The organism is Comamonas sp. B21-038, from assembly GCF_022387135.1.
Taxonomy (GTDB): domain Bacteria; phylum Pseudomonadota; class Gammaproteobacteria; order Burkholderiales; family Burkholderiaceae_C; genus Comamonas; species Comamonas sediminis.
The window spans coordinates 4,876,583-4,887,500 of record NZ_CP092462.1 but is presented as its reverse complement, the minus strand read 5'-3'; the positions used below and the strand labels follow the sequence as shown (position 1 = coordinate 4,887,500).

4 protein-coding genes, 2 tRNA genes and 2 rRNA genes (1 of these 8 only partly in view) are annotated in these 10,918 nt (G+C 56.7%); all 8 read right to left on the bottom strand.

Annotated elements, in window-relative coordinates; genetic code table 11:
- Positions 1 to 2,458 (bottom strand): 23S ribosomal RNA (locus tag MJ205_RS22255); it reaches 421 nt to the left of the window's first position.
- 423 nt (positions 2,459 to 2,881) lie between these two features.
- A tRNA-Ala gene (locus tag MJ205_RS22250) sits at positions 2,882 to 2,957 on the bottom strand.
- Positions 2,958 to 3,082: 125 nt separating this feature from the next.
- A tRNA-Ile gene (locus MJ205_RS22245) sits at positions 3,083 to 3,159 on the bottom strand.
- A 94-nt stretch (positions 3,160 to 3,253) separates the two neighbouring features.
- Positions 3,254 to 4,782, bottom strand: a 16S ribosomal RNA gene (locus tag MJ205_RS22240).
- The 16S and 23S rRNA genes sit together here with 2 tRNA genes alongside, the layout of an rRNA operon.
- 423 nt (positions 4,783 to 5,205) lie before the next feature.
- Positions 5,206 to 6,159, bottom strand: coding sequence for a glutathione synthase (gene gshB, locus MJ205_RS22235; protein WP_239810410.1), 954 nt, complete (start codon positions 6,157 to 6,159; stop codon positions 5,206 to 5,208).
- A 98-nt stretch (positions 6,160 to 6,257) separates the two neighbouring features.
- Positions 6,258 to 7,439 carry a benzoate/H(+) symporter BenE family transporter gene (locus MJ205_RS22230; RefSeq protein WP_239810409.1) on the bottom strand — a complete coding sequence of 394 codons (1,182 nt, stop codon included), beginning with the start codon at positions 7,437 to 7,439 and terminating at the stop codon, positions 6,258 to 6,260.
- Between the two features lie 69 nt (positions 7,440 to 7,508).
- Positions 7,509 to 9,404, bottom strand: coding sequence for a potassium transporter Kup (locus tag MJ205_RS22225; protein ID WP_239810408.1), 1,896 nt, complete (start codon positions 9,402 to 9,404; stop codon positions 7,509 to 7,511).
- Between the two features lie 143 nt (positions 9,405 to 9,547).
- The gene (gshA, locus tag MJ205_RS22220; protein ID WP_239810407.1) at positions 9,548 to 10,837 is read right to left on the bottom strand and encodes a glutamate--cysteine ligase; all 1,290 of its coding nucleotides are present in this window, start codon (positions 10,835 to 10,837) and stop codon (positions 9,548 to 9,550) included.
- Positions 10,838 to 10,918: the final 81 nt, after the last annotated feature.

Below are 10,918 nucleotides of genomic sequence, written 5' to 3'. Positions count from 1 at the left end.
TCGATATGAACTCTTGGGCGGTATCAGCCTGTTATCCCCAGAGTACCTTTTATCCGTTGAGCGATGGCCCTTCCATACAGAACCACCGGATCACTATGTCCTGCTTTCGCATCTGCTCGACTTGTCAGTCTCGCAGTTAAGCACGCTTATGCCATTGCACTATCGTCACGATGTCCGACCGTAACTAGCGTACCTTCGAACTCCTCCGTTACGCTTTGGGAGGAGACCGCCCCAGTCAAACTGCCTACCATGCACTGTCCCCGATCCAGATCATGGACCAAGGTTAGAACCTCAAACACACCAGGGTGGTATTTCAACGTTGGCTCCATGAGAACTAGCATCCTCACTTCAAAGCCTCCCACCTATCCTACACAGATCTGTTCAAAGTCCAATACAAAGCTACAGTAAAGGTTCATGGGGTCTTTCCGTCTTTCCGCGGGGAGATTGCATCATCACAAACATTTCAACTTCGCTGAGTCTCAGGAGGAGACAGTGTGGCCATCGTTACGCCATTCGTGCAGGTCGGAACTTACCCGACAAGGAATTTCGCTACCTTAGGACCGTTATAGTTACGGCCGCCGTTTACTGGGACTTCAATCAAGAGCTTGCACCCCATCATTTAATCTTCCAGCACCGGGCAGGCGTCACACCCTATACGTCCACTTTCGTGTTTGCAGAGTGCTGTGTTTTTATTAAACAGTCGCAGCCACCTATTCTTTGCAACCCCGTTTAGCTCCATTTGTTCAACTTCACTTACTTGGGGCACACCTTCTCCCGAAGTTACGGTGTCAATTTGCCGAGTTCCTTCTCCTGAGTTCTCTCAAGCGCCTTAGAATACTCATCTCGCGCACCAGTGTCGGTTTGCGGTACGGTCGTGTGTAGCTGAAGCTTAGTGGCTTTTCCTGGAAGCTGGGTATCACTCACTTCGTCTGCAAGCAGACCCGTTATCACCCCTCATCTTAGCCCGGCGGATTTGCCTACCGAGCACGACTACAGGCTTGAACCAACATATCCAACAGTTGGCTGAGCTAACCTTCTTCGTCCCCACATCGCACTACACATCGGTACGGGAATATTGACCCGTTTCCCATCAGTTACGCATCTCTGCCTCACCTTAGGGGCCGACTTACTCTACGCCGATGAACGTTGCGTAGAAAACCTTGCGCTTACGGCGAGCGGGCTTTTCACCCGCTTTAACGCTACTCATGTCAGCATTCGCACTTCTGATACCTCCAGCATCCGTTACCAGACACCTTCACAGGCTTACAGAACGCTCTCCTACCACGCACAGCAAAACTGTGCATCCGCAGCTTCGGTAACTGGCTTAGCCCCGTTACATCTTCCGCGCAGGACGACTCGATCAGTGAGCTATTACGCTTTCTTTAAATGATGGCTGCTTCTAAGCCAACATCCTGACTGTTTTAGCCTTCCCACTTCGTTTCCCACTTAGCCCGTTTTAGGGACCTTAGCTGGCGGTCTGGGTTGTTTCCCTCTTGAGTCCGGACGTTAGCACCCGGTGCTCTGTCTCCCAAGCTGTACTCTGCGGTATTCGGAGTTTGCATAGGTTTGGTAAGTCGCCATGACCCCCTAGCCTAAACAGTGCTCTACCCCCGCAGGTAATACTTGAGGCACTACCTAAATAGTTTTCGGAGAGAACCAGCTATTTCCAAGTTTGTTTAGCCTTTCACCCCTATCCACAGCTCATCCCCTAGTTTTGCAACACTAGTGGGTTCGGACCTCCAGTACCTGTTACGGCACCTTCATCCTGGCCATGGATAGATCACTTGGTTTCGGGTCTACACCCAGCGACTTGTCGCCCTATTCGGACTCGATTTCTCTGCGCCTTCCCTATTCGGTTAAGCTTGCCACTGAATGTAAGTCGCTGACCCATTATACAAAAGGTACGCCGTCACCCCTAAGGGCTCCGACTTTTTGTAAGCATGCGGTTTCAGGATCTATTTCACTCCCCTCCCGGGGTTCTTTTCGCCTTTCCCTCACGGTACTTGTTCACTATCGGTCGATGATGAGTATTTAGCCTTGGAGGATGGTCCCCCCATATTCAGACAGGGTTTCTCGTGCCCCGCCCTACTTGTCTGCAGCCTAGTACCACCAATGCGTTTTCACATACGGGGCTATCACCCACTATGGCCGGACTTTCCATTCCGTTTTGTTAACACACTGACTATCACTGCAAGGCTCTTCCGAATTCGCTCGCCACTACTATCGGAATCTCGGTTGATGTCTTTTCCTCTGGGTACTTAGATGTTTCAGTTCTCCAGGTTCGCTTCACTGCGCTATGTATTCACTCAGTGATACCTATTGCTAGGTGGGTTCCCCCATTCAGAAATCTCCGGATCAAAGTTTATTTGCCAACTCCCCGAAGCTTATCGCAGGCTATCACGTCTTTCGTCGCCTATCATCGCCAAGGCATCCACCACATGCTCTTAGTCACTTGACCCTATAACTTTGATATCTATCGCTAGATCTCTTAGCTCAAGAAGCAAGCAACTGCTTTGCGAGGTCTCTCACCTCGCGCGTTATGCCGTAATGTGAATATCTTTGCTGTAAACCTGGTTGCCCAAGTCCACATTCTTGAAGAATATTCGTCATTACTGAATAAAAATTGCTTTCGCAAAGTTTCATTCGTTTTGACGCAATCAAATTGTTGCTGGTGGCACGGTGCAGTAAAACCTTTACGAATTTCTGCTTTCCACCAGCAACGCTGATTTTCGACTCTATGAATTTTTAAAGAACAGCCGTGTTATGCGATCTATATCGCTCAACAACAAAACAGTCTGTCGCCAAACTGCTTTGGTGTTGATGACCACTTAAGGTCAATCTTGATAAGTGTTTATCGGAATCTGGTTTGATAACCAAGTATTGGTGGAGGATGACGGGATCGAACCGACGACCCCCTGCTTGCAAAGCAGGTGCTCTCCCAGCTGAGCTAATCCCCCTTTGATCGCCTATAACCTGCGCATTGCGGCGTTGCTACTTCCTCACATACGTAAGTATGCTTCGTCATTCGCGCCTTGCACTGCTTGGTTCTAGCCAATCAATATGCCATCCGTCGGAACCGTAATGGTGGGTCTAGTTGGGCTCGAACCAACGACCCCTGCGTTATCAACACAGTGCTCTAACCAGCTGAGCTACAGACCCATTCCACGCAACCAGCTCTTGTAAGCTAGCCGCCTGGCTTGTGTTCCAACAACCGATAAGTGTGGGCGTTCAATCTTGATTGCTTTGTTTCCAGAAAGGAGGTGATCCAGCCGCACCTTCCGATACGGCTACCTTGTTACGACTTCACCCCAGTCACGAACCCCGCCGTGGTAAGCGCCCTCCTTACGGTTAGGCTACCTACTTCTGGCGAGACCCGCTCCCATGGTGTGACGGGCGGTGTGTACAAGACCCGGGAACGTATTCACCGTGACATTCTGATCCACGATTACTAGCGATTCCGACTTCACGCAGTCGAGTTGCAGACTGCGATCCGGACTACGACTGGCTTTATGGGATTAGCTCCCCCTCGCGGGTTGGCAACCCTTTGTACCAGCCATTGTATGACGTGTGTAGCCCCACCTATAAGGGCCATGAGGACTTGACGTCATCCCCACCTTCCTCCGGTTTGTCACCGGCAGTCCCATTAGAGTGCCCTTTCGTAGCAACTAATGGCAAGGGTTGCGCTCGTTGCGGGACTTAACCCAACATCTCACGACACGAGCTGACGACAGCCATGCAGCACCTGTGTTACGGTTCTCTTTCGAGCACATGTCCATCTCTGGTCACTTCCGTACATGTCAAAGGTGGGTAAGGTTTTTCGCGTTGCATCGAATTAAACCACATCATCCACCGCTTGTGCGGGTCCCCGTCAATTCCTTTGAGTTTCAACCTTGCGGCCGTACTCCCCAGGCGGTCAACTTCACGCGTTAGCTTCGTTACTGAGAAAGTTAATTCCCAACAACCAGTTGACATCGTTTAGGGCGTGGACTACCAGGGTATCTAATCCTGTTTGCTCCCCACGCTTTCGTGCATGAGCGTCAGTGCAGGCCCAGGGGATTGCCTTCGCCATCGGTGTTCCTCCGCATATCTACGCATTTCACTGCTACACGCGGAATTCCATCCCCCTCTGCCGCACTCTAGCCATGCAGTCACAAAGGCCGTTCCCAGGTTGAGCCCGGGGATTTCACCTCTGTCTTACATAACCGCCTGCGCACGCTTTACGCCCAGTAATTCCGATTAACGCTCGCACCCTACGTATTACCGCGGCTGCTGGCACGTAGTTAGCCGGTGCTTATTCTTACGGTACCGTCATCAACCCTCTTTATTAGAAAAGGTCTTTTCGTTCCGTACAAAAGCAGTTTACAACCCGAGGGCCTTCATCCTGCACGCGGCATTGCTGGATCAGGCTTTCGCCCATTGTCCAAAATTCCCCACTGCTGCCTCCCGTAGGAGTCTGGGCCGTGTCTCAGTCCCAGTGTGGCTGGTCGTCCTCTCAGACCAGCTACAGATCGTCGGCTTGGTAAGCTTTTATCCCACCAACTACCTAATCTGCCATCAGCCGCTCTAGTAGCGCAAGGCCCGAAGGTCCCCTGCTTTCATCCTTAGATCTCATGCGGTATTAGCTACTCTTTCGAGTAGTTATCCCCCACTACTAGGCACGTTCCGATGTGTTACTCACCCGTTCGCCACTCGTCAGCGTCCGAAGACCTGTTACCGTTCGACTTGCATGTGTAAAGCATGCCGCCAGCGTTCAATCTGAGCCAGGATCAAACTCTATAGTTCGATCTTGAATTTAAAGTCTCTCGACTACTCACTCACTTGACGGAATCAAGAAGACCGAAGTCTTCCTCATTACTGTTTAAAGTGAGCGCTTGTTTTGCTCCGAAGAACATATGGCAATCGCCACCAAACGCCCACGCTTATCGGCTGTTAATTTTTAAAGACCTGACCCAGAAGCATCAACCTCTTGGATCCCCTTCGCCGCGATCAGCGAAGCCTTGTATTGTAGCACAGCTTTTTGAACTGTTTGACAAAGTTTTTAGCGTCTCCGCCATCCCCTTGTCAGCACCTCAAAAAAACAAACCTTGCGAACCGCCCTCTTTCGAGTCTGGCAGCTTTGCAAGGCATCGTGCTGTCGATAGACGCTATTGTATAGGCGTTTTCCCGGGGCTCCAGGAAAACGTCGGAGTTTTTTGCAGCCGTGTGTCAGACGGCTCCGGCAACGGCTTTTTCCAGCGCTTCGATGAACATGTCACCGACCGGGAAACCTGCCTGCTGTTCAATCTCCTGGAAGCAGGTCGGGCTGGTCACATTGATCTCGGTGATGCGGTGGCCAATGATGTCCAGACCGATCAGCAGCAAGCCACGGGGGGCCAGGCGCGCGCCGATGTGTTCGGCGATCGCGCGGTCCTCGGGCTCCAGCGCCTGTGCCACGCCTTTGCCGCCGGCCGCCAGGTTGCCTCGCACTTCATTGCCTTGCGGGATGCGCGCCAGGCAGAACGGCACCGGCTCGCCGCCGATGATCAGCACACGCTTGTCGCCCTTGGTGATTTCGGGCAGGTACTTTTGCACCATGACGCTCTGGGCGCCGTCCAGGTTCAGGGTTTCGATGATGCTGCCCAGGTTCATGCCATCGGCACCGACGCGGAAGATGCCCATGCCACCCATGCCGTCCAGCGGCTTGAGGATGATGTCCTTGTGCTGGGCGTGGAAGTCGCGGATATCCTGGGCGCTGCGGGTGACCAGGGTCACCGGCGCGTATTCGGCAAACTCCATCACCGCCAGCTTTTCGGGGTGGTCGCGCAAAGCCGCTGGCTTGTTGAAGACCTTGGCGCCTTCGCGCTCCGCCTGGCCCAGCAAATGGGTGGCATAGAAGTACTCGCTGTCGAAGGGCGGATCCTTGCGCATGACAATGGCGTCGAACTCGGCCAGCTCGGCACGGCGGCCGGGTGCCTCATCGAACCAGCGCGCTTCGTCACCCGTCAGCACAATGTCGCGCACTTGGGCGGAGACCTTCTGGCCGCTGATCCAGTGGATATGCCTTGGCTCACAGACGGTGATGCGGTGGCCGCGCGCCTGGGCGCTGCGCATCATCGCAAAGGTACTGTCCTTGTAGATCTTGAAGGACTCAAGCGGATCGGCAACAAAGAGGATATGCATGGTGTGGGTTGGCGGCCTGGTGGCCGCCCTGTGTATTCAATGGCCTTGCACGCCCAGCGGAGGGATATGCAAGCAGAAACGGACAGAACTAGGCGCGCTCAAGCGGAGCGGCGCTTGCCGTAATGTTGCACAAAAAGCGCAAGGCTGCCTGCGACCACGCCCCAAAAGGCTGATCCCACTCCGGCTATTGTCACGCCGCTCACCGCTACCAGGAAGGTGATCAGCGCCGCTTCGCGGTATTGCTCGCCTTGCAGCGCAGTGTGCAGGCCGCCGCCGATGGTGCCCAGCAGCGCAATGCCGGCAATCGCCACCACCAGCTCGTGCGGGAATGCGGTCAGCAGGCCCGCAATGACGACCCCGAACCAGCCGATCAGCACATAGATCACGCCACACACGACGGCCGCCACATAGCGCCGCGCCTGGTCGGGGTGGGATTCCGGCCCCATGCAGATCGCGGCCGTGATGGCCGCCAGGTTGATGCCAAAGGCGCCAAAGGGTGCCAGCAGCAAGGTGGTCATACCCGTCATCGTGATCAGCTTGGAGATGGGCAGGTCATAGCCGGAGCCCCGGATGATGGCTACACCTGGCAGGTTCTGCGAGGCCATCGTGACGACAAACAGCGGCAGCGCCAGGCTGATGGCGGCCTGCCAGCTGAAGCTGGGCATGGTGAACACCGGCATCGTGAGGCCCGGCTGCACGGCAGACCACTGGATCTTGTGCTGCAGCAGCGCCACCACAATGCCGACTGCCAAGGTGAGCATGACCGCATAGCGCGGCAGCAGGCGCCGGCCCAGCAGGTACGTGACCAGCATGGCCACCACCAGCCAGGTATTGGTCTGCGCGGCGGCAAAGGCATCCAGGCCAAAGCGGGTCAGCACGCCCGCCAAAAGGGCCGAGGCGATGGCAATTGGGATGCGGTTCATCAGCCGCTCGAACCAGCCCGTCATGCCCACTACCGCAATCAATATGGCACTGATGATGAAGGCGCCGATCGCGTCCCCCATGCCAAACGCGCCGGTGGCTCCGGCCGTAGCCAGCACGGCCGCCCCGGGGGTGGACCAGGCCACTACCACCGGCTTGCGCAGCAAGATGCTGGGTACCCAGCAGCACAGGCCCACACCAACGCCCAGCGACCAGACCCAGGACGAGACCTGCGCGGGCGTGGCGCCAAAGCTTTGCGCCGCCTGGAACACAATCGCGATGGAGCTGGTCAGGCCCACCAGCACCGTGACAAAGCCTGCGATGAGCGCCGATGCGCTCATGTCCTTGAAAAACCGCATACACCCTTTCGCCCCGCCACGGTGTTCGCTGGCCTGGCGTGCGCGCAGCGGATCCAGAGCCCTGGCTGGTTAAATTTCGAGTTTGGAGCCCAGCTCCACCACGCTGTTGCTCGGCAGCAGCAGGAACTCTGCCGCACCTGCTGCATTGTGGTGCATCTGGGCAAACAACTTCTGCCGCCAAGGTGCCATGCCGGCGCTGGCCTTATCCGTGGGCACGAACACATCGCGCGAGAGGAAGTAGCTGGTCACCATCTGCCCGGTATCGCAGCCGTGGCCGCGCAGCTGGTGCAATGCATTGGGCACATCCACATCGTTCTTGAAGCCGTAGTTCAGCTGCACGCGCCAGCAGTCGCCTCCGAGCGGCTCGATCACCGCGCGCTTTTCCAGCCCGATCCAGGGGACCTCGTGGTAGACGATGTGGACGAACATGTTCTGTTCATGCAGCACCTTGTTGTGCTTGAGGTTGTGCAGCAGCGCGGTGGGCACCACATGGGCATCCGATGTGAGGAAGACCGCCGTGCCCGGCACCCGGGTGGGAGGGGTGTGCAGCACCATCTGCAGGAAGCCCTGCAGATCGATGCCATCGGCATGCAGCTTTTCGTAGACCAACTCCCGTCCGCGCTTCCAGGTCATCATCACGACGAACAGGCACAGGCCGATGGCCAGCGGGAACCAGCCGCCATCGAGCAGCTTGAGCAGATTAGAAGCGAAGAAGGTGATATCGATACAGAAGAAGAACACCGTCGGCGCCAGCGCCATCCACAGCGCATATTTCCAGCCATAGCGCAGCACAAAGAAGGTGAGCACCGTGGTGATGGTCATGTCCAGGGTCACTGCAATCCCGTAGGCCGCCGCCATATTGCTGCTGGACTTGAACAGAATCACCGCCAGCACAATGGTCAGGAACAGGCTCCAGTTCACAAAGGGGATGTAGATCTGCCCGGTGTCGCGCACGCTGGTGTGCAGGATCTGGATGCGCGGCAGGTAGCCCAGCTGGATGACCTGCTTGGTGACGCTGAAGGCGCCGGTGATCAGCGCCTGCGAGGCAATCACCGTGGCCATCGTCGCAAGCAGCACCAGCGGCAGCAGCGCCCAGCCCGGCGCCAGCATGAAGAAGGGGTTCTTTACCGCTTCTGCGTTCTCCAGCACCAGCGCGCCCTGGCCAAAGTAATTGAGCACCAGCGAGGGCATCGCAATGCTGAACCAGGCCAGCCGGATCGGCTTGCGGCCAAAGTGCCCCATGTCGGCATACAGGGCTTCCGCCCCGGTGACGCAGAGCACCACGGCGCCCAGAATGATGAAACTGATGCCCGGATGGCGCACAATGAAGCCCAGCGCATGGTGCGGGCTGAGCGCCCACAATACCTGCGGGTGGTCCACGATGTTCCAGACCCCCAAGGCGGCAATGCACAGAAACCAGACCACCATGATGGGCCCGAAGAACTTGCCAATGCCTGCCGTGCCCCGCTTTTGCACCCAGAACAACAGCAGCAGGACCACCAGGGTGAGTGGAATCACCCAGGATTTGAAGCCGGGCGAGACCACCTCCAGACCTTCGACCGCCGAGAGCACGGAGATCGCTGGTGTGATCACACCGTCGCCATAGAACAGACAGGTGCCAAAGATGCCAACGAGCATCAGCACCGAGCGCAGCTTGGGCTTGTCCTTGACCGCTTGCGAGGCCAGCGCCAGCATCGCGATCAGGCCGCCCTCGCCGTTGTTGTCCGCCCGCAGCACCAGGACCACGTATTTGAGCGAGACGATGAGGGTCAGGGTCCAGAACAGGATGGACAGCACGCCATAGACGTTGTCGTGCGTGAAGGGCACATGGCCGGAGCCGAACACCTCTTTGAGCGAGTACAGCACGCTGGTGCCGATATCGCCATACACCACCCCGATGGCGCCCAGGGTCAGCGCGGGCAGTGCGGATTTATTGCTGTTTTGCACATCAAGCCTTTGTGCCATGCCGCATCAGGCATGCTTGTAGTGGATTGGTTTGCATTGTGCGCCTGTTGTTGCGCCCGCAGTGAGGCCGCGCATACGGACAAGTCCGGATGGCGGATCAGCAGCGGGCTGCAATGGAAGTTGGAACGAACGCCTGAACAGGCTCAGTCGTAGATTTCGGCGTCCGGGTCGGTCGCCTCCAGCTCATAGCTGGCGGCGAGCATCGCCAGGCGCGCCACCACACCATACATATAGAAGCGGTTGGGTGCGCTGGCCCCGACCGAGTCACCGGGCGAGATGCCGTGCTCGAACGACAGCGGGATGAAATGCGCGCCCGGCACATTGAGGTTGTCCTCCGCGCCCTTGTCGGAATGGGCACGGTAGTAACCGCCGACCACATAGCGGTCAATCATGTAGACCACCGGCTCGGCCGCTTCCTTGTCCATGCGCTCGACGGTCTGCACCCCCTCCTGGATGATCATGTCATGGACCTGCTGGCCATCCTTGACCAGCGACATCTGGTTCTTGGTCTTGACCGACAGCTGACGCAACTCCTTGGCGTCATGCACGCTCATCACGCCCATGCCGTAGGTGCCGTTGTCCGCCTTGACGACGACAAAGGGCGTCTCCTTGATGCCGTACTCCTTGTACTTGCGCCGCACCTTGGTCAGCATCACGTCGACATCTTCACGCAACTCATCGAGTGCATGCTCACTGCCATCGGTAAAGTCGACGCCCTTGCGGCTGCTGAACATCGGGTTGATCAGCCAGGGGTCGATCCCCATCAGCTTGCCAAAGCGCTTGGCCACCTCTTCGTAGCTTTGGAAATGGCGGCTCTTGCGGCGCACGCTCCAGCCAGCATGCAGCGGCGGCAGCACAAACTGCTCGTAGACCTCTTCCAGAATGCCGGGCGCGCCAGTCGACAGGTCGTTGTTCAGCAAGATCGTGCAGGGATCAAAATACTTCAGCCCCACACGGCGGCCATGGCGCAGCGCCGGCTCGATCACCAGGTCCTTGTTGCCGACCTTGAGCTTGATGGTCTCCTTGACTTCCGGGTCGATCGAGCCGATGCGCACGTTCAGGCCCGCCATCGAGAAGATATGCTGTAGCTGCACCAGATTAGCCAGGTACTGGGGGTTGCGCGTCTGGTTCTCGGGGATGATCAGCAGGTTGCGGGCCTCGGGGCAGATCTTTTCAATGGCAGCCATCGCCGACTGCACGGCCAGCGGCACCATCTCGGGCGTCAGGTTGTTCCAACCGCCAGGAAAAAGATTGGTATCGACCGGTGCGAGCTTGAAGCCGGCATTGCGGATATCCACCGACGAATAGAGCGGAGGCGTATGCTCCATCCACTCCAGGCGGAACCAGCGCTCGATCGCGGGCATGGCATCGAGCATGCGCTGTTCCAATTCGTTGATGGGCCCCGTTAGGGCTGTTATGAGATTCGGGACCATAAATGAATTACTGTTTGAGGGCTCAAAAAAAACGAGCAAAAAACAATTGAGTACCAATTGTAGAGAGTTGAGGGCCAAAGT